Below are 25793 nucleotides of genomic sequence, written 5' to 3'. Positions count from 1 at the left end.
CCTTATAACCTATCAGTAAAATTTGTTAAAACCACTCTATCTAAGCTCTTAGTTTTATACCTTTTATATATTGTCCATTTATTATTCTTCAAAAGGTTTATTTTATATTAAACTCTATAAAAATATATTGTAGTGTATTTAAAAAAGACTTTATGGATAAATCCACAAAGTCTTTTAAATGTTATATTTAATTATTATTGTATAAAAGGTGAAGGTACAATAGCTAATTTTATCACCAATTTTAATAGAAACCTGAAATGAAATGACAGCTGTAAGTATTAAGTTTAACAACTACATATGTCTTATCAGATTCTACAGAAACTACAGTAACTGTTGTTGAACCTTTTAATGTAACTTTATTGTCAGTATCTTTTTTGAATCCAAATGTGAATATAATTTTTTGATCTACACCAACTGTATCTTAAAGAGTTTATAATTTAGTACTATTTAGAGAGCATTCAACTTTGTCGTAAATTGAAGTACATTGAATGCTATTACTTAGTTTTAACTTTATTATTAACAAATTCTGTTATGAACTTAGCATTTTTAAATAAAATTATAACTTCATTGGATTCAATAATGCTGCTGTTTCTTTTTAGCAGTAAATCCATAGCCTTTTTTAAAAATTTTTAATAACAAATAGAAGTAGGAATTATACATATAGATCTAATAGTTCCAGCAACATAATACTGTATCAAAATATTAAGCACTCATTACTTAAACATTACATATAAAAAAGACTTTGTGGAAAATTCCACAAAGTCTTTTCTAATAAAATTATTAACGAGTTAAAGTCACAGAACCTACTGTTACTGTATTGCCTTTGTTATCAGTACCAGAAGCACCATTAGTAACTGTGAATGAAGTAACTGCAGGATCAGTTAATCCAAGAGCTGAGAATTTCACAACTACAGTTTTCTTAGCGTTAGATACAGAAGCTACAGTACCTTGTAGACCATTAACTGTTACTTTGTCTCCTGTAGCAATGTTTAATGCATCAGAGAAAGTAAATGTTACTTGTTGATCTTGACCAAGAACACCTACAGTACTTGTAAGTTGAGTACCACCGTTTACAGCATAATTGAATGTACCATCTTTATCTTCAGATAAGTTAAGAGTTGTACCTGTTGCAGAAGCTTTAACTTTTACTGTTGAGTTTAGATTAATTTTGTACACTAAATCTGCTAAACCTGTGAATAAGTTTGCATCACTTGGTCTTGCATCAGCATGATAAGTAAATGTAACACCGTTTACTGTAATTGTATTACCGTATGCAGCAGTGATTAGAGCTGAGTCAACTGTAGCAACTGCAGGAGTTGTAGCAGAACCTGCTACAGTTACAGCAGCAGTAGTTAATGTAGAATTAAATGCATCAACAGTAACTGCTCCACCAGTAGTAGCTGCACGTACAATTTTAAATGTTACAACACCATCTGCATCTTTGCTGTAGTGTACTTCAGCACTATTAGCATACTTTTTCAATTCTGCAATAAATGCGTCTGCATCAGCAAGTGGTGCATTGTTTTCAGCTACAAATTTAGCATCTTTATAAGAAATTGGTTTCTTACCATCGAATGTTAAAGTTTTATCTGTAGTATTTACTGAACCAATTCGACCAACATGATTATTTGCTACTTCACTTGATGAAGTAAATGTTGCAGTTGCTTCTTTAGCAGTAAATGCATAATCTTTACTGTCAGTAGGATTAATAGCAATACCAGTAGCAATTACGCGTACAGATGAAGGTTTGCCATCGATAGCTTTTACTTGTAAATCAGATGATGATAACTCACCTGGGTACGATAATGTAATACTACGGTTTGGTGAAACTACTTTACCTGCTACATCAATATCATTTGAACCTGTGTTCCATACTGTATATGACACTGATTTAATAGTTGCAGAGATAACTTTATCACTTTGGTTAACTAATTGTGCTTTAAATGTTGCTACTGCACCATCTTCGAACTTAGTTTCTTTCTTACCTACAGTATTATAAGACTTGATAGATGCACCATCAAGGTAAGCTTTTTGGAAGTAAGAAATTGGAGCAACTGCTTTTGGTTCACCCTCATCAAGAGTAGCTTCTTTTGCATTAGAAGTGTTGATGTCAATCCAAGCAACTGGAGTTGCATAGTCGTTTACTTTATCTGAACCAATAACAAATGTAGCTTCACCTTTTTCATCTGTTTTCACAGTGATTTGCTTAGCTTTTGTTCCAGTGTAATAAACTTCGTTATCAGCATCGATAAATTTCGCATCAGTAACTGTAGAAATAACGCGATCTAAATCTTCGTTAAATGCTACGTTTACCACTTCGTTTTTAGCTAATTTGCCATCTTTATCTTTTACAACAACTTTATATTCGCGACCGTTATCTTGGCCAGTTGCTGCAACTTCTCCACCTGTACGAGTTAACTCAAGTGTGTAATCTGCTTGTACTGCAGCAAATTTCACTTTAGATGCAGTTACTTGTAGAGCAGAAGTTTTGTAAGCTTTAGCATTTTCACCAACTGTAGTGTTTACTGCATAAACTACAGGAGTTACTTCAGCGTTTGTACCAGAAACTGTGAAAGTTGCTTCACCTTTAGAGTCAGTAGTAACTTGAGCAGCATCTAAAGCTGTATTGTTGCTTAATTGTAATGCTTTAACACCATTAACTGTAGCGTTTGCCACTTTGTCAGATGTTACATTCATGTTTTCTACAAAGCCAACGTTGAATGTTTTATTAGCTTCTGGTTTACCAGTTTTAGGGTTTTTGTAAGTAACTTTGTATGTTTTGTTAGCGCCATTGTTAATTGTAGCACCTGTAGTTACTTCTTCAATTGATAGAATTGTATCTACACCCCAGAATACATAACCAAGTGAGAATTTAGAACGGTCACCAGTTGCATAAGCAGTTACTTCATCAGTACCTTCTTTATAACGAGTGTAAGAGTATGTTGCGATACCCTCTTCGTTTGTTAAAGCTTCACCAGTTAATGTTGGTACAACGCCATCATTGTTGTTACCTGGTACAGTGAAAGTAACAGGAATACCAGCTTTAGATTGACCTTCAGCAACAGTTACTTTAGCTTGAACTTTTACTTCTTGACCAAGTTTACCTTGAACTGCAGAAGATACTAGTTCAACTTTAGTTGGAACTACAGCAGCCACACCTTTAAAGCCACCGATTGTTTCGCCGTCAAGAGTTAAAACATACTCTTTATCAGCTGTTTGAGCTTCAGTAGTTAATACAACAACTTTTTTGTTTGTTTGTTTAACAGAAGCATTTTTAATTTCTAAACCTTCGATTTTGAAGTTAAGTGCTTGAACGTTAGTAACTTCTTCTTCGAATGTTACTTCAACAGTTGTGTTGTTGATAGCTTTAACAAATGCTGCTTCTTCTGGAGTTTCACCTTCAACTTTGTCAACTGTACGTTTGAACACTAGTGCAAAGTCTTGACGAGTGATTGAGTTGTTAGGGTTAAGTTTGTTTGCATCAGTACCTTCGAAAACGCCGTTAGCTACTGCGATTTCTAAGTATTTTTTAGCCCAAGGTTTTACTTGAGAAGCGTCAGCGAATTGGCTAAGATCTGCTTCACCTTCTAAACCGAATGCTTCTACTAAAATTTTAGCAGCTTCAGAACGAGTTAAAGATTTGTTTGGTGCAAATTCAGTTGCACTAACACCTTCAAAAATGCCGTTAGCTACAACAGCAGCGATTGAGTTGTAGTACCAAGCGCCAGCTTTCACGTCTTTGAAGTTTACATCACCATTAGCTTCTAATTCTAAAGCTTTAGTGAAGATTTCTGCAGCTTGTGCACGAGTTACTGTGTTAAGTGGGTTGAAGTTCCCGTTAGTATCACCTTGGATTACGCCTTGGTCAACTAAAGCTTGAACTGCTTCTTTAGCATATCCAGAGATTTTGTTATAGTCGTTTACTTGCGCAGCAGATGCTACAGGAACGATTGCTGATGCAACTAATGCAGCTGTTGCTGATGCCGCGAAAAACTTACGGCCTTTGTTTTGCTTTGCCATTAATGTATTCCTCCCTAAAATTCCTTAAATTGATATTAATCCAACGAAAACTATAGTACCGCCTAGTTACCTAAATGTATGTATTATAGCTTTCTTGAATAATACAAAACTAAAGCAAATTTGTTAGTAAATTTACTAGAAAAAGCGTAGTAGAATACCATTCTAGTAAGTTTATTCACTTTCTACAATAATATAACACTATCTTTTCCGAAATTCAAGCATTGGGACATAAATTTAGTTATAGAAGATTTTTTTACCATACCTAATATGGTATTTAATAGAAACCATTAAACTTACAACTAATTATATCCTCATTTGGATTGGTAACATATAGTTCCGTTACCTATTATACCTTACTCTCAATAATAACCAAGCATTTTCTGGAATGGTTACTAAATTGTCAAAAATTAAAGACTCCCGTAATATTTTAGTTATAATTGTAAAGAAACCGAAATATAGAAGGCGTTTCTTAGCGAATTCTGCCTCTTCCCCAACAACTTTATGAGTTTCTTCTTTATTAAATAAAAAGCTTAATCTATCTGTTCCCATGTTGTAATAATAGATTGCCACTTTTTATGCTACACTTTTGATAGTTTGATAGAACATATCAGCTATTGAAGGGAGCTTAAAAAATGAAACGTAAATTTCCTCTTTACGGGGCCGTGCTAGCAGGCATGTTATATCTTGCGCCAACTACCGCTTCAGCAGAAGATATTTCGAAGCACTGGGCCTACCATGAAATGAACTATCTTATTACCAACGATTTAATGAAGGGTGATGAATTCGGCCAATATCGTCCGAATGATGCTGTCACTCGTGCTGAATTTGCAGCCTTTCTTGTTAGAACACTGAACTTACCAGCAGCTTCTAGTCAGGCAACCTTTACAGATGTTAAAAAAGGTGACTGGTATTACGGAGTAGTCGAGCAAGCAAGCTATCACGGGTTAATTAAAGGTGACGAGCAAGGTAAGTTCCATCCGAATAATCACATTAATCGTCAGGAAATGGCGGCTATGTTAAAAAGAGCTCTTACTTATCAAAACATCAATACATCTTCCTCCCCTATTGCTTTTAGTGATAATGCGCGCATTGCCAAATGGGCCTATGCAGATGTACAAGCTGTCGTCACAACAGGACTACTTGTTGGGAAGCCAAATAATCAATTTGCACCTCTTGCTCAAACAACTCGTGCTGAGGCAGCTACCGTGCTTTATCGTTTAATCCATTTAGAGGCGCCTGGGACAGGCGGTAAGCAATATATGACGACGAATTACTCATATGATTACTCCTCTGTAGTAACTAAACAAACAATGAATAATCCAAAGGTCGATGGTGCGGGCATTTTCACGGCTAGCGAGGCACTAGTGTCATACTATGTACACCCAAAAAGCTTTATGCAGGATAGCCCATCTTATTATCAATTCCTAAAATTATCTACTGTCGTCAATAATCTGAGTGCAAAAGAGCTAAATGATAAAGTACTTGCCAATAAAGGAAGCTTAGTAGGTACAGCAGATGCCTTCATTCAAGCTGGTGTAGACAATAAAATCAATGCTATTTATTTAGTCTCCCATGCCTTGCATGAAACAGCCAATGGTGGTTCTGCACTGATTAAAGGGATCGAGGTTGGCTTAGATACAAATGGCAAGCCGATGGTAGCAACACCAGAAAATCGCGATAAATTAACTGCTATTAAGACAACCTACAATGCTTACGGTATTGGCGCTATAGATGCCGATGCTAATAAGTATGGTGCGGAGCGCGCTTATACAAATGGCTGGTTTACTGTTCAGGATGCCATTATCGGCGGTGCCCAATTCGTAAAGGATCAGTATATTAGCAGGGGGCAGGATACGCTCTATAAAATGCGTTGGAATCCTGATAATCCGACAGTCCACCAGTATGCAACACATGTGATGTGGGCTGTCATTCAAGCGAAAAAGATCTATGATATTTATGAATTAATTGGTGCTCATACGACAACAAACCTAGTGTTTGATGTGCCTGCCTATCAAAGTCAATCTTCCGCTCCATCATTACCGAGTCCATCGAAGCAATACGCATTGGATTTAGGGTTAGCTGGAGCAACTGGTAAAACGACGATTAATCTCAATATGAGAACGTATCCAAATACAGCAGATAATGCTTCGATTATTACGAATTTGCCAAAGGATACCTCCTTTAAAGTTCTTGGTGAAAATGGTGGTTGGTTGAAAGTAAGTGTCAATGGACAAGAAGGCTGGGTGATTGATGATTATGTGAGTCTTGAAAATGGCTTACAAATTGTTAATATGAACATTACACTTAATGTTCGAAGTGAACCATCTACGACAAGTGCTATTTTAGGTACTGTTAAACCGAATGGCTTTATTATCGGTGTTGTAGACGATAAAGGTGAGTTTATAAAAAATGGTGCCTGGTATCAGGTGCTTTACAACGGAAAAACGGGTTGGGTACATGGCGATTATATTGTAAAAAAATGATTTTAATAGGATGCGCAAAAGAAGAGTGCGAAGATAATTCGCACTCTTTTTGTTAGTCATTTTTTATCACCGAGATGAAAGCGCTATATAATAGAAGAAACTCGAAATTTTAGGATATAATTTTCATACTATCCCCCTAAAATTTAGTAAATTCTACGTCAAAATAGTGTCCTAAAAAAGCTTAATAGGACAATTGCTATACCATGTAAAAATCGTTACTAATAAGAGCTATACTTTAGGTAATCATCGTTAAACCCATTATCGAAAATTTCCTGTCAATATTGCTTTTGTGGTATGATAGATTGCAGTGAAAATGGAATTACAGAAAGGTTTGAACACTATATGAGGCATGTAACGATTATGGGCGTACCCTTTTTACATATTAGTCAACAAGGGTTTGTTGATTTACTCGTTAATCGTATTGAACAGCAAGAAAAAACTTTCGTTGTGACAGCCAATCCTGAAGTTGTCATGCAGGCAAATGAAAATCCAAATGTCATGAATTACTTAAAGCAGGCAACATACATTTGTGCAGATGGCATTGGTGTCGTTAAGGCTGCACAAATCCTTGGAGATTCACTTCCAGAGCGAGTAACTGGCTATGATACGATGGTACGTCTGTTAGAGGTTGGTCAGCAAAAGCATTTTAAAATCTATTTACTAGGTGCTCAAAAGGAAACTATCGAAAAGACGGTTGCTAATATTCATAAGAACTATCCAAACGTTGATGTCGTTGGCTATCATGATGGCTACTTCGACTGGAATAATAATGATTTTGCAAAAGAAATTGCAACTTTACAGCCTGATCTTGTATTTGTGGCATTAGGTGTACCAAGACAGGAAAAATGGATAACAGAAAATCTTGATAAATTTTCAAAGGGTGTATTTATCGGTGTAGGTGGCTCCTTCGATGTCATCGCTGGTACTGTAAAACGTGCACCAGTAATTTGGCAAAAGTTAAATCTTGAATGGCTCTATCGACTGTTACGCCAGCCGAGTCGGTTTGGAAGAATGCTTGTGCTCCCTCGCTTTGCTTTAAAGGTATTTGCATTAAAGTTTAAAGGTCAGGGCAAAACAAAATGAGTCAGTCAACATTTGTTAAAAGCACACTCATCCTGACGATTGCCACCTTACTTTCCAAAGTAATCGGAAGTATCTTCCGTATACCACTTCAAAATATTGCTGGTGATGAAGTACTTGGTATTTTTAGTCTTGTCTATCCTGTTTATATGGTAGCACTTTATTTATCCGTTGCGGGTATCCCTATCGCTATTTCTAAGCTAATAGCCGAAGCTAGGACGAGTCATGATACTGCTAAAATTAAGAAAATTTATGTGACTGCAAGAATCCTTGCATTATCCTTTGGCGTCATTAGTTTTACAATCATTTACGGCTTTTCAGAGCAGATAGCGAATGCACTTGGTGGACCTTCAACAGAGATTGCCTTAATTATTGTTGCCCTTACATTACTGGTAGCCCCCTATATGGCTGTCTATCGTGGATTTTTCCAAGGATTTGGGGATATGCGACCTACTGCCATTTCTCAAGTGATTGAGCAGTTAGTACGTGTTGCATTAATTTTAATTGTTGCGTATTTCCTAGTAGCAATGGATTATTCAAATGATATCGTAGCTGGTGGAATTATGGCAGGCTCTGTATTAGGAGCCCTCGGTTCACTTTTCTATTTACTCTTTAAATATTTCCGTTCTTCGGTAAAAGTGACGAGTAAGGAAAAATATTCTGGTAAGGATTTCTCTAAATACAGTAAAACCATTTTAAAGATTTCTATTCCCATTGCGATCGGTTCTGTGACAATGGCACTCTTTAACTTTGTAGATTCCTTTACGGTTACATATGGCTTAAGAAGTGCTGGTGCAGATGCAAGTGAAATTAGCTACCTTTATGGTATTTATGGTCGAGGACTTACATTAGTTCAAATTACGACTGTTTTTGCTTCTTCAATTATCTTGCCGCTTGTGCCTTTGATTACAACGAAGCTAGCTGAGCGTAAATTGGATGAAACACGCACTATTATTGAGCAAACTCATCGTATGACACATCTTATTTCATGGCCAGCTGCGATTGGGCTACTAGCCTTAACCTTGCCTTTAAATCTAGCTCTTTTTAAAGACTTAGAGGGAAGCTTAATGTTAGCCATCATCAATCTAAGCTCTGTCTTTACATCACTAACTTTGCTAGGAACAGGTATTCTACAGGGCATGAATGCTGCCAAAACAGGAGCTCTCATTATTTTGAGCGGTGTTGTCCTTAAGGTCTTTTCTAACATCTTCCTTATTCAAGCATTTGGTTTAGATGGTGCTGCCTATGCAACTTTGCTAGTGTATTTTGTGTTATTTATTGTGAATTCTGTCTTTATTTATCGTACGATTCGCTTTACTGTCCTTGGAAAAGATACGGTGAAAATGATTGTGTCTTCCATTGTAATGGGAGCAGCAGTTGGATTACCAACACTTTGGCTTGACTTTACACATTGGTCAAGAATGTCGGCAATGGGCTATCTAACTGTCGCAATCGTAGTTGGTGGAGCTCTTTACTTCCTTCTACTATGGCTGATGAAAGCTATTCATAAACAAGATTTAAAGAAAATCCCTGTTATCGGAAAAAGATTTTCATAAATAAGAGAGGTAGGACACTTATGTCAAAACAGAAATGGCTTTGGGGAATCATTGTTCTTTTACTCGTCGTTTCCTCTACAGGTATTATGAAGAGGTGGAATGCGGAGCAATCGAATGATGCTTATGAGATTGTTATTCCCTATGATGAAATACAAACCGCAGAAAAAAATAGCGACCTAACAATGGATGAAATTCTTTCCTCCTTAAAGGATGCTGGGCTGAATACTGTGAGTCTAGAGCCCTTAACATTAAAGGAAATGGAAAAGCAAAACCTAATTACCGTTTATAAAGAAAGTGAGTTAGCAGCCCAATTATTGTTTACACCTTATAAAGATGCTGTTGATATCACTAATAGCGGCTATTATATTCGAGTGCCTGAAAACGAAAGCTACCAAAAACTGATCATGGAGAGCGTTGAACCAGAGGAAGTACAAATAGGAGAAGAAGCTTTCTATTTCCTTCCTGCTTCTAACCACAATTTTGATTTAAAAACTCCAATTGGCTATGATCAGCCTGCTATTGACATGATTAGTAAGCATGGACTAGCTCACATCTTTAAGGTGGAAAATGCAGATAATGAAGTAGCTAACGAAAAGTTGGTCAATCAATTAGTCGATTTAAAAGAGGCTTCAGCAGGCCGCTTACTTGGTCAAGGTGATGAAGCTATTGGTTTTGGACAAGAAGACGGCAATCAATTAGTTGAAAAATTAAATGATGCTGGCTATTACTTCTACACAATTGAAAGTAACCCACTTAAAGGCGAAAGTAAAATCGCTCAAATGACGGATTACAAGATGATTCGTTTGCATAGCATCAATGTCAATAGAGAGACTAAATTAAAGCTAAATGCAAGTATTGACCGTACAACACGCGCTGTCAAAGAGCGTAATATTCGCTCTATTTTCTATCATATTAAAACATCAGGTAATGCCAAAGAAAATGTAGAAGAAACGATTGATTATCTAAATGGTGTGCATGACACAATGCCAGATCATTTCAAAGCAGGTGAACCAAAGCTATTTGATAAAGTAATAGTGCCAGCTTGGGTCACAGCAACCGTATTAGTAGCAGGTATTTTATTTACCTTTATCATTTCAGAATTAGTAAAATGGATGCCTCTTCGTATCGCAGCTGCTGGCTTTATGGCTATACTAGCGATTGCGTACTTTATCCTGAAAAGTACTCTATTTTTACAAGCATTTGCACTCATTATTGCAGTCCTTGCCCCAACCTATGCAGTCATTAAATCAGCGCAAGGTTCTACGAAGGTGTCTAACATATTGGTCCAATACTTAAAGGCAGTAGCAATTAGCGTTATTGGCATTGTAATTGTTATTGGCTTATTGAATGGTAATGCCTTTATGACAGGCTTTGCTGTATTTAAAGGGGTTAAGCTTGTTTATCTTATTCCAATTATGGGTGTTTTACTATTTACAGTGATTGAGATAAACCGACTAGCTGAACAAAACATTAAGAACTCTTTATCAAATACGGTAACATTGTTAAATAAAGAATTAAAATATTGGCATGTGCTACTACTCGTTGTGTTGGCAGGTGTCGGATTATTTTACATTAGCCGAACAGGTAACTCTGGCTCTGTAAGTGATATGGAATTAGCCTTTAGACAATGGCTAGAAAATACATTGTATGTTCGACCAAGAACAAAGGAATTTTTAATTGGTTTCCCATTCTTCATATTAGCGCTTTATGTAATGGGGATTAATCGCAAATGGGGAAGTATTCTCCTAGTACCAGGTGTTATCGGTTTCTTATCCATCATGAATACATTTACTCATCTACACATCCCAGTAGCTGTTTCTGTATTACGTACACTATACAGTGTATCTCTAGGTCTTGTAGTAGGACTTTTGTTTATCCTAATCTTCAAAATCGGTTATCGTTGGGTTTCTAAGGCAATCGCGAGGTGGTCATAATGCACGTTGTTTTATCTGGCTATTATGGATTTGATAATGTCGGAGATGATGCCATTCTACTGTCCATTATCCAATCTTTAAAAAAGTGGCAAAGTGATATAGAAATCACGGTATTATCTAATAATCCAGCAGCTACTGAGCAAACATATGGTGTCAAAGCCATTAACCGTTGGAAAATGAAAGAAATTCGTCAATTACTTAAAACAGCAGATGGACTGATTAGTGGTGGCGGTAGTCTCATGCAGGATCAAACAGGCATGAAAACGATTCCTTACTATGCGGGCGTTATTCAAATCGCAAAATGGTTGAAGAAGCCAGTATTTGTTTACGCCCAAGGTATGGGCCCGATTAATCACCCACTTAGTAAATTTATTGTTCGTACAGTTTTTAATAAGGTCGAACAAATAACAGTCAGAGATAGAGCCTCTCTAGCTCTTTTAACAGAGATCGGTGTGCGAAAAGAAACAAAGATCGTACCAGATCCTGTTATGGGACTTAACGGTAATGACTTTCATTGTGAGTGGCTAGAAAATGTCTCTTTGTCAGCCGATAGCTATATCTCTGTAAGCGTTCGAGATTGGCCATCCGCTGTTGCCTACAAGGAAAAAATTGCACACAGCCTAGATGAATTAGTACGTCAGGGTGAGCAAATCGTTTTCCTGCCTATGCATGGTGAGCATGATTTTATTACTTCACAGGAAGTAGCAGCACTTATGAAGGAAAAGAGCTTGATTGCTCCTGCTGATTTATCTATTGAAGAAAAAATCGCAGTGATTGGTCAATCTCAACTATTAATAGGTATGCGACTGCACTCCTTAATTTTCTCGGCAATCTATGCGACACCGTTTATTGCCATTTCGTATGATCCGAAAATTGATGCGTTTGCTGATATCGTTGATCAGCCTGTCATCGGTCATGTCGAGGTTGATGATTGGAATGGTGTAACATTGTTTGAACAAGCTGTAGCAATTCTTGAATCCTATACAACAGTTCAAGAAAAAATGCGCCAGGCCGTCATCCCATTGCAAGATGAAGCAACTGCAACTGCTAAATTAGCAATTGATGCTTTGTCAAAATAAACATTAAAAAATGATGAATTTCAATGTTAATTGAAATTCATCATTTTTTTCCTACTTCTAATAATTTTAAAATGGACTGGGCCTGTTGCATATGCATCGCTAAAACATATTGACCTGCTTGCATTAAAATTTGCGCCTTCACCATATTCATCATCTCTTTTGCGATATCTGCATCTCGAATACGAGACTCTGCTGCTTGTAAATTCTCTGCCGTGTTCACATTAGCATTATAGGCATGTTCCAAGCGGTTCTGATAGGCACCAAGACGTGAGCGCTCATTGGAAACACGTTTTAAGGCTTCATCCATCGAAGACATGGCTTTTTCCGCTTCCTCACGAGTAGCAATAGAAGTATCCTTCAACCCAAGTGCCTCGGACCCCATCCCATTGATAAATAATTCTATACTCTGTCCTGCATTGGCGCCTGCTTGAATCTTGATGCCATTTGTTTCATAATCCCCATTAAGTAATGTCTTTGTATTAAATTCTGTATCGGTTGATGTGCGCTGGATTTCCTTTTTTAATTCTTGAAATTCCAAATCTAATTTTTTACGATCATCATCTGTTAATGTATCATTGGCTGCCTCCACTGCTAGCTCACGCATACGCTGAATCATGGCATGTGTCTCATTCAGTGCCCCCTCTGCCGTCTGCACAAGCGAAATACCATCCTGTATATTCTTAGCTGCCATATTCAAGCCACGAATTTGAGCACGCATTTTTTCAGAAATCGCCAGTCCAGCTGGATCGTCTGCTGCACTATTAATTCGATATCCGGAAGAAATTCGTAGCATGGCTTTACTCATCGCCCCATAATGACGATTCATATTATTCAGGATTGCCATCCCTGTTGCTGACCACTTACCAAGCATGATTTCACCACCTTCTTGTTTTTATATCGGTCCAACATCTCATCTATTGACCTTAATACTGGAAATGGTTTCTAATTTTTTTATGTGTTTTTAACATTTTATAGTTGATTAACTACATAATAAAAGCACCTGCTTGTCATTTATGATAAGTAGGTGCTTACTGGACATTCCATCTATTCAATTTTGAAACCCCCAAGTTGATGGCTCTTTTGCTGTAGCAATTCGAAAAAGAGTTCTTTATCATTCTCTAGTAATGCCTGATCAATCAAATGATCCAAATTTTTCTCCTCTAACTCTGCAATAAGCTGATCGATTTCACCAACCGTCACAGTAGAAACCATCGGAATTTGTTGCTTTGGTGTAGCGCTTTCAAGTATTGGTGCTAGATGCTCATGAACATTAGTAATAAGCAATAGTTGATAAAGTGGTAACCGAATAAAGCGATTTCCTTTTTGGAAAACAAAAACCTCAGATAAATTTTCAATCTGCTGTGTCTTCATGTTGATGATCATCTCTTTACCTTCTATGGGAATGAAATGGAAAATCTCATTCTCTTTTAAAATAGAGAAATATTGATAAGCAAATACGAGACGTAATTTATCTCCAGTAACTTTTGTGTAAAACGGCTTCATGTATTGAACTTGCATCATCCTTCATCCCTCCCTAGTTATCTGATTATTCAGATTTTAACACAAATCAAAAGCCTTGTTAACTATCTTTACCTCATTTTTTTCTTTCTGATCATTCAGCTTATCATTACTGCATTTTAATCGTATAATGGAAGGACAGTCTTTTTTTCCTTTTTACAATTAACAATGTTAACTATAGCCATACATGATGAAAGGAGTGAGGTTATGGCATTGTCTATATCGCAATTAGCTAAGGAACATCAAGCATTTGTGCTGACTAAATTAAAAGAAGCTGAACAAGGGTTACATCCTTCCTCTACCGAAGATGAGGAACTAGTGCGCCGTGCTGTCTTTTCAGTAAGGAATAAGTCCATTGTTTTTGAACGATTTAATGGAGCAAGTTCTATATTATATGCAAGTGTTCAAGATGTCAGACCCGCTTCTGTTGAAATTGATTTTTCAAAGGAAGAGCTACATTGTAGCTGTCCTCAAGCAAAATGGTGTCGACATCAAATAGGTGCTTTACTCGCTCTCTACCAATATTTTGATTCGGTTCAAAATTGGTCGAGTGCTTGGCGTGCACAAAAATCTGTTCAATTAAAATCTTTAGCAGATGAACGCAGCCCGCAAAGCTGGTCGATGATGGTGGATGAGGTGATGAAACGATTATTACCACCTGGGCGCATACTAGAAGGCTATGGGCTTTCCGCTGTAAGAACCGATGCTTTGGAGCGTCTTCGTCGACATATACCCTTTGAGCGTGAATGGCAACCTCTTTATAAGCTCTATATGGAGCTAGCCATTTTTAATTCGATATGGCGACATTTAAATGAAACACCTGGACATTCGTTAGATTCACCTTATATGATATATTTTATCGAACAAAGCACGCAATCTTTTGAGAGCATTCTTACAGAGCTTTCTAATCGATCACGACTATTTGCAACAGATCCATTTTATGATGCCATCCAAGAGCTAGTAAGAGAATTTTTATTAGAAAGACAAGGACTTTTTGCCAATCGCCTTCGTCTATATATGCTACTATGGGCAGTACTTTTTTATGAGAAGCCTCGTCGTGAACAGGAATTGGCATTTATAAATAATCTTGTTCACTCTTCAGCAGAAATTTCTCTACAATCACTAAAATTATTATTTTATGTGCTATTACAGAAAGAGGATTTACTGCTTGAAAAGTTGGCACAGGTTGATTTACCACAAATGCAGGATTTGTTTGAACTAGCTACTTTTGCACAACGTGCTGGAGAGTCCAATTCATTAGCAGTCATTTTACGAGCAATTTTACCTTTGACTGAAGTGTTTCTACAGGAGGTCGTTCCAGTCGTTCAGCGTGCCCAATACGTAAGGCAATTCCAACTTTTATTTGACGAGATTCAGCTTTCGGAGGAAGAGGAAGCAACGCTGTATAGTGCCTTTGGTGTGTATGGACTACAGCCGTTCTCAAGTTTTTTAATTAAAAAAGGTCGCTATCGGGAATGGGCAGCTTTGCATCAACTAAACCCATCATCCCTCTCTTACTTAGAAATGTGTGGATTAAAGGATGTATTACAGGTTGAACCTGCAACTGTTTTACCTTTATATCATGTCTATGCAATGGCTGAAATTACGCAAAAATCACGCTTAAATTATAAACAGGCTGTGCGTATTTGGAAAAGTATGCGTAGCGCTGCAAAGCGAGCTGGTAAAGCAGCTTATTTTGAAACATATATGCAAACCATTCGTGCAGAATATAAACGACTACGTGCGTTACAAGAAGAAATTGAGAAAGGAAACTTAGTATGATGACAATAAATGCTCCTTCCCCTTTTTCCAAAACACAACAGCTCCGTATTGAAGTAGCTCGGGAAGGATATTTTACGTTGCAGGGTTTTACTGCAAATGGTACAACAATCGATGTTGATACATTAATTTCTTCGCTATTCTTTACTTATGAGGCAAACGTTTATGGATTATTAACAAATCGAGCTGATTTTACAATTGAAGTTTCTACAGCTGAGTTACTCGATATTTTTTCAACAAGCTTCCAGCACCCTTTCATCAATTGGAGTGGTGCAAATGAAGAAAGTATAGAATGGTTAAAAAAAGTTTACGCATTACAAGCATACTGGCAAGAGCCAGCACTTTGGTCACATGCTGTGATTGCAGATGATTTTTCATCATTAACTTTCCCTATTGATCATATAGATTCAGCATTATTGGAAACAGCTGTACAGCAGAAGCTTTCACAGGTTGGGCTAATACTAGCTGATTTACCAAAGTTATTACCCTTTTTCCTACGTGGAGGCTGGCCATTGGATCAAGCTCGTCAAGCTGGAGCTGTTTCCGTTTCTTTACGGTTAAGTGAGCCAGAAGAAGATGCCGATGTATGGTTATTAGAAACGGTGCTAAGCACTGCTACAACGAAAAACTACTGGACACCTGCTATTCGTAAACAATCCTTACCTATTGAAGAGACACTACCTACAAAGTGGCGAATGTTTGCGACTGAAATTACACAGCAACAACAGCAAATTGTAGAACTTCTATCCATCGATACGATCAATAGTGATATCTTTATTCGTGTGACACTGGAAGATTTAGAAGTTCGCTCTTTTTTACGGGAGGATCTTGCTAGATTGCAGGCACTTGGTTTTGATGTTGTACTGCCAGCATGGCTAAAGGATTTAAAACAATCCAAAATCCGAGTACGTGTTACAACTAGTAATGTTTCCACAAGGAAGGTAGCAGGTTTAGATGATATTTTAACGTTTAAATGGCAGTTTTCTATGAACGGACAAACGATTTCAGCTGAGCAGTTTAAAAAACTTGTGGATGAGAAACGTGAATTTATTCGTATTGGTACTGAATGGTTCCGAGTAGATGCCAATTGGATGCAAGAAATGCGTGAATTGATGCAACAGGCAGAAGATGAAAGTTGGACTGTTCGAGAATTATTATTTAGGGAGTTACCAGAAGACCTGTCTGCACCTCTTGAGGAAGAAGATGCAGATGATGCACTGAGAGATGATCCAATCTTTGCATTGGAAATACAACAATCATTAAAAGCATACATGGAGCAACTTTTGGAGAAGAAAGGCTTACCTGCCGTCTCGATTCCATTGTCCCTACAAACCGAATTACGCCCTTATCAATTAGAAGGCTTTGAATGGTTAGTCTTTATGCGCCAACAAGGTTTCGGTGCATGTCTAGCTGATGATATGGGACTTGGAAAAACGGTTCAATTGATTACCTATTTGCTTCATATTTATGAGTCATCAACTTACACAAAGCCATCCATCATTATTTGTCCCACTTCAGTACTTGGGAACTGGCAAAAAGAACTTGCTCGATTTGCCCCGTCCCTGATTGTGCATACACATTATCAAGCAAATCGAGCAAAGGATGAAGAGTTTAAACAGCTAGTGACAGCAGAAAAGCCACATGTCATTTTATCAACCTATGGTACTGTGTCACAGGATACTGAATTTTTACAGGATATCGAATGGGCAACGGTAGTACTTGATGAAGCACAAAACATAAAAAATATGCAAACATTACAATCGAAAGCCATTCGTAAATTGCTAGGTGACCATCACATAGCTCTTACTGGGACACCTGTAGAAAATCGTTTATCTGAGTTATGGGCTATTTTTGATTTCATTCATAAGGGCTATCTAGGTAGTTTTGGTCGCTTCAATGAAGAATTTATTTTGCCTATTGAACGAGACGAATCAGAGTCGCATAAGCAGAAGCTTCGAGCTAAAATTCAGCCATTCTTATTGCGTCGTACAAAGCGAGATCCACATTTACAGCTTAACTTACCAGATAAGCTAGAATCGAATGAATATTGTCCATTAACAACAGAGCAAGCTTCACTCTATGAGGGCTATATTTTAGAGACGCTTGATCAGTTGGAGCAGTTAACAGGCTTTCAAAAAAAGGGTCGCGTCTTAAAGATGCTCAGTAAATTAAAGCAACTATGTAATCATCCTGCCTTATATTTAAAGGAACCTTTCGAGGATGCCGAAACAATGCTTGCACGTTCGACTAAGCTAGAGCGCATTGTACAAATGGCAGCTGAGATTGTGGACAATGGCGAGCAATGTCTCATCTTTACACAATATATTGGAATGGGACAATTGCTACAACATTGCTTTAGTGAAATATATAATGTAGATGCACCGTTTTTAACTGGTGCCATGCCTAAGCAGCAGCGAGACCGCTTAGTAGAGGCTTTCCAGGCAGGAGATTTCCCTATATTTATCCTTTCTTTGAAAGCTGGTGGAACAGGACTTAATTTAACAGCAGCTAATCATGTTTTACATGCAGATCGCTGGTGGAATCCTGCTGTTGAAAACCAAGCAACAGATCGAGCATATCGCATCGGACAGACACAATTTGTGCAGGTCCATAAATTTGTGACAATTGGCACGATCGAGGAAAAAATTGATAAGATGCTGGTGCAGAAATCTGCATTATCCGAAGAGCTTATTCAATCAAGCCAGTGGTTGACCGAGTTAGAAGATCAAGAACTCCGCGATTTAATAACATTAGATATATAATAATGAGATGCGCCAAGAGCAAATAGTTCTTGGCGCTCTTTTAGTGGAACTTGCTACTTCTTTTCCCTACTTACTTCATAATTCGTATTTAGTTGTGTTGAAAATTCCATTGCTGTGCGGTCTTCAGCAATGTTTATTATAGTGTTACACATCATTCCTTTCTGTTTGTTACGGTGCAAGAAATATAAGGAGAATGGCGGATCAGACAATGAAAGTACTCTTGCCCCGTATGTAAACTATACTTGCTAAGGTAAAACAAAATCCTTTAAGTGTTCCTGTTCATTCGGTGGCTGTGCCGGTACAGTAACTGCTTCGTCACTATCTCTTTGTTTAAGTTGATAAAATCTAACATCCTCAACCACTATCTCTGTCATAAAAATCTTTGTGCTTTCCTCATTTACAAATGACCTTGTTTGAATACGGCCAGTGGCACCGATTAATGAACCTTTTCCACAATATTTAACGATATTCTCTGCAAGCCTTCCCCAAGCTGTACAGAAAACAAAATCTGTATCTACTTCCCCTTGATTGTTTTTAAAATTACGATTAATGGCTAGTGAGAAATGGGTCTGCATACGATTTCCAGATAAGTAACGTAACACCGGGTCTTTTGTAAACCTTCCAACCAATCCGACTTGATTCATTCATTCACCTCCTTTGCTTTTGATTGCTCTCATCTTACAAAATGATTCCGGTATTCGCAAAAATCAATATTGTTAATTTCCTTCAGTTTTTGTGCATAAATTGGGTAAATCGGCATTTTTATTTTTCTATTTTTTATTAATTTTCTAGCTGAATGCTTTAGGCTGTAATGGCAAATGCTATTCCATGAAATCTGCAATCTCGCAGTTTTTGAAAAACCGTCACAGGTGCGCATCACAAACAACAACTGTCTCATGTGTTATACTAAAAGAATGACAGACTTAGGAGGAATATACATATTGAAAACCTTTAAAATGCTTTCCTTTGACCTTGTCACAAAAGATGGCGTGCAACCATTCCCTTTAATCGATGGCATCATTATTAATCAGGAAAATAGCCATCAATCTTGGGTACTTGAATTGTTTATGGAAAAACAATATCGCTCAACCTTTGATGAGCTCTTAGCAAATGCTACAGTCTTCAATGTACGTGCAGTTATTTCATTTCCAGATAATGAACCCGCTCCTTTCCAGGTGATCGTACATACTGTTGAAGAAATCGGTAATCATGTTTCAGTCCTATTAAAAGGTACGCTTAAAATTAAACGATCAAAATATGCAGAACAATTACTTTCCGAGCTACTTGCTGAGGGTGTTTCTTTAGAGGATTTACTGGATCGCTTTACACAAGATATGAAAAAGCGACCAAAATTAAAAAATGACTGACGATGCGAATTTTTGCATCGTTTTTTTATTGGACAAGCAGTAATTTTTTTGTACAATACAATTTGAAAAAGGAGGGTTTCATTTGGTGGTTGCTATGAGGGGGAGACCTTTAAGGCTGTTGGAGATGTTCGTTTTGTCATTATAGGAGTATAGGAATTTTCTCAGGGCCATGCTTGATTAGTGATTAGTTACTCTTCATGAGTACTCTGCTTCTGGCATTTCCCGCTTACATGGGTATAAAAAAGAGTGTTTTCCGCAGAGGAAACACTCTTTTTATGTTATCGGTTATTCATACCATCACGGTATTTTTCAGTGTTGTTTACTTTATCGTCGACAACATCATTATTATTGTTACCGTTCATGTTGTCATTACGTTCAACACCATTTACACCGTTTGCATTTGGTGTGTTGTCATAGCCGTTTGTGCTGTTGATATCGGCATTTGAACCAGGTGTTGTTGCTTCAGGTAATGTTGTATTATCGTTAACAGTACCTCGATCTACACCATTCCCATTTACATTATTGCGATCGTATGCATCGTCACGATTATTCGGATCTAATGCGTCCTCGACATCGTCGACTCCTCGACGTACGTCATTCTCGACTTCTCGAACAGGGTGATCTTCTACTGCATTATTTCCCCAGTTACAACCTCCAAGGAATGCAGTTGCAAGAATGATGGTTAAAAATGACATTTTCCACATAGTAAAAAACCTCCTTTCTTGGGTACTATGTCATCAAATACATCTACTGTATTTGTGATCCTACATAGATTGCCCGAGAAAGGAGGGAACTATCCGATTTTTGTACAAACTATTTTTGTTTTTCTTTTAATAACTGTTCAATATATGCTGCCTCTGCTTTACAGTCGTAGCTATAGTTTGTGCCTAGCTCTTTTTGCAATGCCTCGATTGTTTCGACTTGCTGTGCTGTTGGTTCTTCATTTAAAATTTTGGCAATAACCTCATCGATTTTTTGTGCCATTTCTTCATGAAACTGTGCGCTCATCAATGTATCAGCAGGGATTTTTTCGATCCACGCGGCATTCTCCTGAAAATAAGTCTGCCAGTTTGCAATGAAGTCTTCCATGGAAAAGCGCTCTTCATCCCAACCAATACTTGCTAAGTATGTTTCAAAAGATGTTGAAATCGAACGAGTAATGCTAATTTTAATACCTGAAGACAATTCCTTATACATCTTAATAATCCTCCTACGTTTGTAAAACCTAAAAATTACATCTATTTCAATTCACAATCGCTTATTTACCATCGCAATTTAAGAACCTACTAATCAATTTTTGACTTGACTTTATCTATTTTATATCTTTTGGTCTACAAATGCAAATTAAGCTTGTTTAGGCTGTTCAGGCCCAATTGCAAATAGAATATCGGCTTCACATACAAGTTCTCCATCTACAGTTGCTACACCATGACCTTTACCCATTGCGCCACGAAGTTTTACAAATTCTACTTCCAATTTAAGTTGGTCGCCAGGTACGACTTGACGCTTGAAACGACAATTATCAACACCCGTTAAAAACGCTAAACGACCCTTAAATTCTTCAGCATTTAATAAAGCCACTCCACCTACTTGAGCTAAAGCTTCCACAATTAACACACCTGGCATAACTGGATAACCTGGGAAGTGCCCATTAAAAAAATCTTCGTTAATTGAAACGTTTTTTAATCCTACTGCACGCTTCCCTTCTTCTAATTCAATGATGCGATCGACGAATAAAAAAGGATAGCGGTGTGGTAAAATTGCTTGAATTTGTTCTGCAGTTAACATGTCATTTCCCCCTCAAAAATAAAGTATGTATACACAAAGTAAGGTAAAGAATAATGTTATTCTTTACCATTCATAATATCAAATATATGCTGCCATGTTTCTCGTTTAAAAATATCCATAGCATTGCCTTCTCCAATAACGCTAAAGCCAAACATTGCGCCTAATGCTGCGGCAACAACGACTAAAATGAGAACAATTACAATGCGTAACCAAATCGGAATCAGTCGGATTTGCACCCATCGAACCTCGCGTTGCTCTCCAGTCGAGCGGCGTTCTTTCTTTCTTGGTTGCGGTTGCGTATCGGTTTCTTGTGTCGGCACAGAACGTCGACGTGAATCGTTTGTCATAGATTGTACTCCTCTTCATTCCTTACTATGCGTTTTTGGATAACTTCCTATCGAATGCCATTAATAAGTCCTAGCATTTGATCTGCTAATGTCACCGCTCTTGCGTTGAATTGATAAGAACGTTGTGTTTGAATGAGTTCTGTCATTTCTTTCGAGAGGTTAACATTGGACATTTCTAGTGTACCACTTTGCATGCCAATTTGCTGACGGTTGGCTCCCACAAGCTCTGTCAAAACTTCTGCCTGCGTATAGCCAAGTTCAGCTAAATTATTAGGTAATCCCATATAAGAACCGGCAACATGCTCCATTAATTGCGGTTTTTGGAATTCTGTTACAGCTAAATCCGTACGAATAATATCCCCATTTGGATAAGATGCTTCTAATACGCCACCATCTCGAACAGCAAACTTTTGAACCGTGTCTGGTAATGTAATAGCTTGTCCTGCAGCGTTAGCTACTGGATAACCCTCTGCTGTTACAAGCATAACTGTTCCATTATTCAATGGAGATAAATAAAAGTCACCTTGTCGAGTATACACTGTTTCAGTTCCATTTTCACCATCTGGCATCAAAATATTGAAATATTGTTTCGCTTTTGTGAAAGCTAAGTCTAAATCACGATTAGTTGTTTGTAATGAACCTTGCTTTTCATTGGATTTAATTTGTCCAATCATTGCGCCTGATCCATAGCGAATACCAACAGGTGTTTGTCGTTCTGCACGATCCTGCTTATCATTATTAAATTGCTGATAAAGTAATTCATTAAAGGATGCTTCCTTTGTTTTATAGCCTGTTGTATTACTGTTAGCAATGTTATTACTAATGGTATCCAGTTTGTTTTGTAATTGCCCCATTGTGTTTGTAGCTGTAATCATTGTACGTAGCATTGATAAAAGCCTCCTGTTCGCCCATTAAATTTTTCCGATTTCATTCACAGCCTTCTCCATGCTACGATCATAAGCTTGTAATACTTTTTGATTTGCTTCAAATGCACGGTAGGCAGTCATTAAATCTGTCATTGTGCGACCAGAATCTACGTTTGACCCTTCTAAAAAGTTTTGACGTAGTGTAAAGGAAACACCATTCGCTCCATAAGCTGTTGGCAAGTTCTCACCATTTTCTGTACGAATAAGGCCATTATCTTGTTTTTGTAGCATGTTCGGGTTAGCAGCAAATGATACACCAACACGAGTTACTTGTTGATTATTTACAAAGATAGCGCCACTTTCATCTAATCGGAAATCATCATTTGGTAGCTGGATACGTTGCCCAGCATCATTTAGTACATATAATCCTTGACCATTAACTAAATAGCCTTGCCCATCTAACGTGAAATTACCATTACGTGTGTAAGCCTCACCACCAGCAGGATGCTCTAGTCGGAAGAAAATTGAACCCGTCACACCATCTTCATTTTGTGGTAAGTTTCCATTAATCAATGCCATATCTGTTGTAAAATCAGTGTTATAGATTTGGCCTTGTATGTAATTTGGCAATGTTTCTTGTAAATATGTCCCTGTATTTAAAGCTCCTACTTGACTCATATATTCAGCGCCGGCTTGTTGGTGAGCAGGAGCATTTGTTTTTCCAATGCTAGACATTAGCATATCTGGAAATGAGCGAATCGTAGATTGATCTGCCTTAAATCCTGGTGTATTCGCATTTGATAAATTATTGGTAAGTAATTCTGTTCTTCTTTGTTGCGTGATCATACCTGTTGCAACTGTATAAAATCCTTTAAACAAAGAAATCACCTCATTTTATTTTTATAAGGATGCTGGCACACGATCAATATTTTCAAGCATGATACCTGTACCAATGGCTACACAATCCATAGGTCTCTCTGCAATGAAAACAGGTACCTTCAACTCTTCTATTAATAGCTGGTCCATTCCATGTAACAATGCACCACCACCAGTTATAATCACTCCACGATCAATGATATCGGCTGATAGTTCAGGTGGTGTTTTTTCTAAGACATTTTTAGCTGACTGGACAATCATGGCTACTGACTCATGTAGAGCACGTTCAATTTCTTCAGACTCAATTGTAATTGTACGTGGTAAACCTGTTACCATATCACGGCCACGAATATCCATTGTATCATTGCGACTACCTTTGAAAACTGTACCAATTGTCATTTTGATTGCCTCTGCAGTACGTTCTCCAATCAGCAATTTATATTCTTTTTTAATATATTGCAAAATATCGTTATCAAACACATCGCCTGCTACTTTAATGGATTCACTTGTTACGATATCACCCATTGATAGAACTGCGATATCTGTCGTTCCGCCCCCGATATCGACTACCATATTTCCACTTGGTTGGAAAATATCCATTCCAGCACCTATTGCTGCAACTTTTGGCTCTTCCTCTAAATATACTTTTTTACCACCGGATTTTTCAGCAGCTTCACGAATTGCCTTTTGTTCAACACTTGTAATATTCGTTGGACAACAAATTAATATGCGTGGCTTCGCCAAAAATCCTTTTACGTTTAATTTATTGATGAAATGTCTTAACATCGCCTCTGTCACATCAAAATCTGCAATGACTCCGTCTCTTAGTGGACGAATAGCTGTGATATTACCTGGCGTTCTCCCTACCATTTGGCGGGCTTCTTCCCCAACCGCTAATACTTTATTTGTCTTTTTATCGATCGCCACAACAGATGGTTCATTGAGGACGATCCCTTTCCCCTTAACGTGGATTAATACGTTCGCAGTCCCTAAGTCAATGCCAATATCTTTCGAAAACATTTTATAATTTCTCCTTCCCGCCAGTTCCAACTACATAACGTTCATTTTATCTCTTTATCTAGAATATTTTATCATATTCTATTGGTAATTTCACCTAAATTTAGTGAATAAGACTGTTTTCTTTTTAGGCAGTGAACGGCTATAATATAGAATTACTATTCTTAGAAAATCATCACTTATGCTTGTCCAACACAACAAAAAAGAACGAATCATTCTTGACTCGCTCTTTCTTTCCACTTGTTTTTCGTTGCTTCTCCTCCGCGAATATGACGTACGGCCTTATGGTAGGCGAGTATTTCTTTCACTTGGTCAGCTAATCCTTCATGAATTGTTGGTAATCGCTCTGTTAAATCCTTGTGCACCGTACTTTTTGAATAACCAGTCATTTTCGCGAGGACACGCACAGTCTCACGCGTCTCAATCAGTAATTCACCGAGGCGTATGCAGCGCTTCCGAATGTGCTCATGCACGTTCTTCGTCCTTTCCACACAATTTCACAAAATGCTTTGGCAATCAGATGCACATTTGCGCATTTCTTCACCTTATGTGAGGACAAAGCTATTCAGAACACGTTTTGCATTTTCTTGATAAAATGCTGACTTTTTATGCGTTACTAGCTTTTCTCATTAAAAAGCTAGTAATTTTTTCGGATTGATATATTTTCCGTTTTCAAGAATTTCGAAATGCATGTGGACGCCAGCAGCTTGATTCCACTCGTTGTCAGTCGCTTTTCCTAATGCTTGACCTTGTGTAACCTCATCGCCTTCTTTAACAGCGATATCCTTCACAGAGCTATAATGTGTCTGCATACCATTTGGATGCTCGATCACGATCTTATTGCCTGTAAATGCGTCTAGTTTTACCTCTAGTACTTTACCACTCATAGCAGCTAGTACTTCAAACTCTTCACCATTCATAGCAATAGAGATTCCTGAAGATGTAGTAAATGTTTGATTAAATACCATTAGTGCATTTTCACGAGACTCTTCATTTGCCTCTAACTCGTAAAATTCTTGTAAGACTTGTACTTTACTAAAATTCTCTTCTTTGAATGGATACTTCATGTTTTCAGTTCGTGCATTAGTTTCCACTACAGGACCTGGATCTACTTCAGCTAAATCTGGTAAAGGAGCCTCTTCTACTTTTGATACGAGACTATTGTAACCAAATAACAATCCTGCTAGAACAAGTGCACCACCTGTGTAAACTACTGGCCAAAACCACGGTTTCTTTTGTAATTGGCCATTTTCCTTTTGATTTGGATCTTGGTTTTGAGAAGCTTTGTTATTTTTATCCTCTCTCATTTTCATCACCTCTA

At 37.6% G+C, this 25793-nt stretch carries 21 protein-coding genes; 8 read left to right on the top strand and 13 right to left on the bottom strand.

Translation table 11 applies throughout. The annotated features are described in order from the left end of the window. Window positions 1-780: 780 nt before the first annotated feature. Window positions 781-4020: an S-layer homology domain-containing protein gene (locus VK91_RS22295; RefSeq protein WP_053075736.1), complete on the bottom strand. Its 3240-nt coding sequence runs from the start codon at window positions 4018-4020 to the stop codon at window positions 781-783. A gap of 632 nt (window positions 4021-4652) precedes the next feature. Here VK91_RS22295 and VK91_RS21235 point away from each other — a divergent pair. From VK91_RS21235 to csaB, 5 genes are all read left to right on the top strand, one after another. Then, the gene (locus tag VK91_RS21235; RefSeq protein ID WP_048395660.1) at window positions 4653-6503 is read left to right on the top strand and encodes an S-layer homology domain-containing protein; all 1851 of its coding nucleotides are present in this window, start codon (window positions 4653-4655) and stop codon (window positions 6501-6503) included. Window positions 6504-6845: 342 nt separating this feature from the next. Further along, on the top strand, window positions 6846-7586 hold the full coding sequence (locus tag VK91_RS21230) for a WecB/TagA/CpsF family glycosyltransferase (RefSeq protein ID WP_231595756.1): 741 nt from the start codon (window positions 6846-6848) through the stop codon (window positions 7584-7586). Continuing rightward, window positions 7583-9139, top strand: coding sequence for a polysaccharide biosynthesis protein (locus VK91_RS21225; RefSeq protein WP_048395656.1), 1557 nt, complete (start codon window positions 7583-7585; stop codon window positions 9137-9139). Before VK91_RS21230 ends, VK91_RS21225 begins: the two co-directional genes overlap by 4 nt. Window positions 9140-9159: 20 nt before the next feature. Beyond that, a complete protein-coding gene (locus VK91_RS21220) occupies window positions 9160-11073 on the top strand; it encodes a DUF5693 family protein (RefSeq protein WP_048395655.1) in 1914 nt (637 codons plus the stop codon). Continuing rightward, window positions 11073-12152 carry a polysaccharide pyruvyl transferase CsaB gene (gene csaB, locus VK91_RS21215; protein WP_048395654.1) on the top strand — a complete coding sequence of 360 codons (1080 nt, stop codon included), beginning with the start codon at window positions 11073-11075 and terminating at the stop codon, window positions 12150-12152. Before VK91_RS21220 ends, csaB begins: the two co-directional genes overlap by 1 nt. 40 nt (window positions 12153-12192) lie before the next feature. On the opposite strand, the gene VK91_RS21210 is transcribed toward csaB, so the two are convergent. Then, window positions 12193-13023, bottom strand: coding sequence for a flagellin (locus tag VK91_RS21210; protein WP_048395652.1), 831 nt, complete (start codon window positions 13021-13023; stop codon window positions 12193-12195). Between the two features lie 173 nt (window positions 13024-13196). Continuing rightward, window positions 13197-13673: an IDEAL domain-containing protein gene (locus tag VK91_RS21205; protein ID WP_004269498.1), complete on the bottom strand. Its 477-nt coding sequence runs from the start codon at window positions 13671-13673 to the stop codon at window positions 13197-13199. 204 nt (window positions 13674-13877) lie between these two features. On the opposite strand from VK91_RS21205, the gene VK91_RS21200 reads away from it, so the two are divergent. Both VK91_RS21200 and VK91_RS21195 read left to right on the top strand, forming a co-directional pair. After that, window positions 13878-15452 (top strand): hypothetical protein, encoded by a 1575-nt coding sequence (locus VK91_RS21200; RefSeq protein ID WP_048395648.1) that lies wholly within the window; start codon window positions 13878-13880, stop codon window positions 15450-15452. Next, window positions 15449-18211: a DEAD/DEAH box helicase gene (locus tag VK91_RS21195; protein WP_082148189.1), complete on the top strand. Its 2763-nt coding sequence runs from the start codon at window positions 15449-15451 to the stop codon at window positions 18209-18211. The genes VK91_RS21200 and VK91_RS21195 overlap by 4 nt, the downstream gene beginning before the upstream one ends. Window positions 18212-18456: 245 nt before the next feature. Here VK91_RS21195 and VK91_RS21190 read toward each other — a convergent pair whose 3' ends face one another. Then, entirely contained in the window at window positions 18457-18855 is a 399-nt protein-coding gene (locus VK91_RS21190; RefSeq protein WP_048395646.1) for a single-stranded DNA-binding protein, read from the bottom strand. A gap of 297 nt (window positions 18856-19152) precedes the next feature. Between VK91_RS21190 and VK91_RS21185 the strand changes: the two genes are divergently transcribed. Further along, on the top strand, window positions 19153-19578 hold the full coding sequence (locus tag VK91_RS21185; protein WP_048395644.1) for a YwpF family protein: 426 nt from the start codon (window positions 19153-19155) through the stop codon (window positions 19576-19578). A gap of 278 nt (window positions 19579-19856) precedes the next feature. Here VK91_RS21185 and VK91_RS21180 read toward each other — a convergent pair whose 3' ends face one another. The 9 genes from VK91_RS21180 to VK91_RS21140 all read right to left on the bottom strand — a co-directional run bounded on the left by VK91_RS21180 (window position 19857) and on the right by VK91_RS21140 (window position 25779). After that, window positions 19857-20282: a hypothetical protein gene (locus VK91_RS21180; protein ID WP_048395642.1), complete on the bottom strand. Its 426-nt coding sequence runs from the start codon at window positions 20280-20282 to the stop codon at window positions 19857-19859. 109 nt (window positions 20283-20391) lie between these two features. Continuing rightward, window positions 20392-20775 (bottom strand): hypothetical protein, encoded by a 384-nt coding sequence (locus tag VK91_RS21175; protein WP_048395640.1) that lies wholly within the window; start codon window positions 20773-20775, stop codon window positions 20392-20394. Window positions 20776-20922: 147 nt separating this feature from the next. Then, window positions 20923-21366: a 3-hydroxyacyl-ACP dehydratase FabZ gene (fabZ, locus tag VK91_RS21170; protein WP_016991806.1), complete on the bottom strand. Its 444-nt coding sequence runs from the start codon at window positions 21364-21366 to the stop codon at window positions 20923-20925. A 56-nt stretch (window positions 21367-21422) separates the two neighbouring features. Next, a complete protein-coding gene (locus VK91_RS21165; RefSeq protein WP_048395639.1) occupies window positions 21423-21713 on the bottom strand; it encodes a DNA-directed RNA polymerase subunit beta in 291 nt (96 codons plus the stop codon). 47 nt (window positions 21714-21760) lie between these two features. After that, a complete protein-coding gene (locus VK91_RS21160) occupies window positions 21761-22600 on the bottom strand; it encodes a flagellar hook-basal body protein (RefSeq protein ID WP_048395638.1) in 840 nt (279 codons plus the stop codon). 24 nt (window positions 22601-22624) lie between these two features. Next, window positions 22625-23458 (bottom strand): flagellar hook-basal body protein, encoded by an 834-nt coding sequence (locus VK91_RS21155; protein WP_048395637.1) that lies wholly within the window; start codon window positions 23456-23458, stop codon window positions 22625-22627. Between the two features lie 21 nt (window positions 23459-23479). Then, entirely contained in the window at window positions 23480-24475 is a 996-nt protein-coding gene (locus VK91_RS21150; protein ID WP_004269486.1) for a rod shape-determining protein, read from the bottom strand. 209 nt (window positions 24476-24684) lie between these two features. Then, entirely contained in the window at window positions 24685-24945 is a 261-nt protein-coding gene (locus VK91_RS21145) for a sporulation transcriptional regulator SpoIIID (RefSeq protein ID WP_004269485.1), read from the bottom strand. 156 nt (window positions 24946-25101) lie between these two features. Next, window positions 25102-25779 carry a M23 family metallopeptidase gene (locus VK91_RS21140; RefSeq protein WP_048395635.1) on the bottom strand — a complete coding sequence of 226 codons (678 nt, stop codon included), beginning with the start codon at window positions 25777-25779 and terminating at the stop codon, window positions 25102-25104. Between the last annotated feature and the right edge of the window lie 14 nt (window positions 25780-25793).

Origin of the sequence: Lysinibacillus sp. LK3 (assembly GCF_001043675.1) — a bacterium.
In the GTDB taxonomy this organism is placed as follows: domain Bacteria; phylum Bacillota; class Bacilli; order Bacillales_A; family Planococcaceae; genus Lysinibacillus; species Lysinibacillus capsici.
Note: the sequence above shows the minus strand (reverse complement) of the source record. Positions and strands in the feature narration are given on the sequence as shown.

Bases quoted from the DNA above. Each gene is read 5' to 3' on its own strand.
- VK91_RS21180 (WP_048395642.1), bottom strand. From the start codon at position 20,282: ATGTGGAAAATGTCATTTTTAACCATCATTCTTGCAACTGCATTCCTT.
- VK91_RS21175 (WP_048395640.1), bottom strand. From the start codon at position 20,775: ATGTATAAGGAATTGTCTTCAGGTATTAAAATTAGCATTACTCGTTCG.
- VK91_RS21165 (WP_048395639.1), bottom strand. From the start codon at position 21,713: ATGACAAACGATTCACGTCGACGTTCTGTGCCGACACAAGAAACCGAT.
- csaB (WP_048395654.1), top strand. From the start codon at position 11,073: ATGCACGTTGTTTTATCTGGCTATTATGGATTTGATAATGTCGGAGAT.
- VK91_RS21200 (WP_048395648.1), top strand. From the start codon at position 13,878: ATGGCATTGTCTATATCGCAATTAGCTAAGGAACATCAAGCATTTGTG.
- VK91_RS21195 (WP_082148189.1), top strand. From the start codon at position 15,449: ATGATGACAATAAATGCTCCTTCCCCTTTTTCCAAAACACAACAGCTC.
- VK91_RS22295 (WP_053075736.1), bottom strand. From the start codon at position 4,020: ATGGCAAAGCAAAACAAAGGCCGTAAGTTTTTCGCGGCATCAGCAACA.
- VK91_RS21230 (WP_231595756.1), top strand. From the start codon at position 6,846: ATGAGGCATGTAACGATTATGGGCGTACCCTTTTTACATATTAGTCAA.
- VK91_RS21205 (WP_004269498.1), bottom strand. From the start codon at position 13,673: ATGATGCAAGTTCAATACATGAAGCCGTTTTACACAAAAGTTACTGGA.
- VK91_RS21210 (WP_048395652.1), bottom strand. From the start codon at position 13,023: ATGCTTGGTAAGTGGTCAGCAACAGGGATGGCAATCCTGAATAATATG.
- VK91_RS21160 (WP_048395638.1), bottom strand. From the start codon at position 22,600: ATGCTACGTACAATGATTACAGCTACAAACACAATGGGGCAATTACAA.
- fabZ (WP_016991806.1), bottom strand. From the start codon at position 21,366: ATGTTAACTGCAGAACAAATTCAAGCAATTTTACCACACCGCTATCCT.
- VK91_RS21235 (WP_048395660.1), top strand. From the start codon at position 4,653: ATGAAACGTAAATTTCCTCTTTACGGGGCCGTGCTAGCAGGCATGTTA.
- VK91_RS21225 (WP_048395656.1), top strand. From the start codon at position 7,583: ATGAGTCAGTCAACATTTGTTAAAAGCACACTCATCCTGACGATTGCC.
- VK91_RS21220 (WP_048395655.1), top strand. From the start codon at position 9,160: ATGTCAAAACAGAAATGGCTTTGGGGAATCATTGTTCTTTTACTCGTC.
- VK91_RS21140 (WP_048395635.1), bottom strand. From the start codon at position 25,779: ATGAGAGAGGATAAAAATAACAAAGCTTCTCAAAACCAAGATCCAAAT.
- VK91_RS21150 (WP_004269486.1), bottom strand. From the start codon at position 24,475: ATGTTTTCGAAAGATATTGGCATTGACTTAGGGACTGCGAACGTATTA.
- VK91_RS21190 (WP_048395646.1), bottom strand. From the start codon at position 18,855: ATGAATCAAGTCGGATTGGTTGGAAGGTTTACAAAAGACCCGGTGTTA.